The organism is Mesorhizobium tamadayense (assembly GCF_003863365.1).
Taxonomy (GTDB): Bacteria; Pseudomonadota; Alphaproteobacteria; order Rhizobiales; family Rhizobiaceae; genus Mesorhizobium; species Mesorhizobium tamadayense.
Genome location: NZ_RQXT01000200.1, coordinates 1 through 645, shown reverse-complemented (window position 1 = coordinate 645; position 645 = coordinate 1). Strand labels below are relative to the sequence as shown.

The following is a 645-nucleotide window of genomic DNA, read 5'->3' as shown; positions in this document are numbered from 1 at the left end:
AATACGCAGAAGCCGCGGCACGGATCCCGGCAGCTTTGCAGGCAACAGCGCTCGGTCAGCCCCTACCCGTGTTTGACTTCATTCTTGGACCAAGCTCCGGCGAAAGGCCGATCAGCTCGCAAAAAAACAAATAGTCATCCCAAGAAGTCGCCGGGAATAGACCGGACCCGTTGGGCCCACGTCACTGACGAACGACGAATGCCGGTTTTGTTCACCTGGCCGTATTTGCTGTAGCGCGGAATTTCGTCACGTTGCTTTCGGAATTACAAAAGCTCAGGACGGCATGGCTGCATATCTGTTCCGGCGCGCCTGGCAGCCGAACGATTTCCGGGGCGAACGCGCATTAGCAATAGCTTATGGCGATACTGATGCTGCCGAGACATTTATTGCCTTCAGCCACAACCATCACTATGTAGCGAGGCTTCGCCTGCTGTCTTCAAGCCAACCGGAGAATTTCATGACAGAAGAAGCCGACCACAGCCTCGACGCCCTCATCGAGCTTACCGCGGATGTCGTCTCAGCCTATGTCTCGAACAACCCGGTCCCGGTGGGCGATCTCCCCGCCCTGATCGGCCAAGTACATGCAGCACTGAAAGGAACGGCCGGCAGCGTTTCCGCAGAACAACCGCAGGCTCTCAAGCCTGC

General features: G+C 57.1%; 1 protein-coding gene. It reads left to right on the top strand.

Translation table 11 applies throughout. From position 1 onward, the window contains the following. Window positions 1-283: 283 nt before the first annotated feature. A partial coding sequence (locus tag EH240_RS39565; protein ID WP_245436716.1) for a MucR family transcriptional regulator occupies window positions 284-645 on the top strand: 362 nt, incomplete at its 3' end.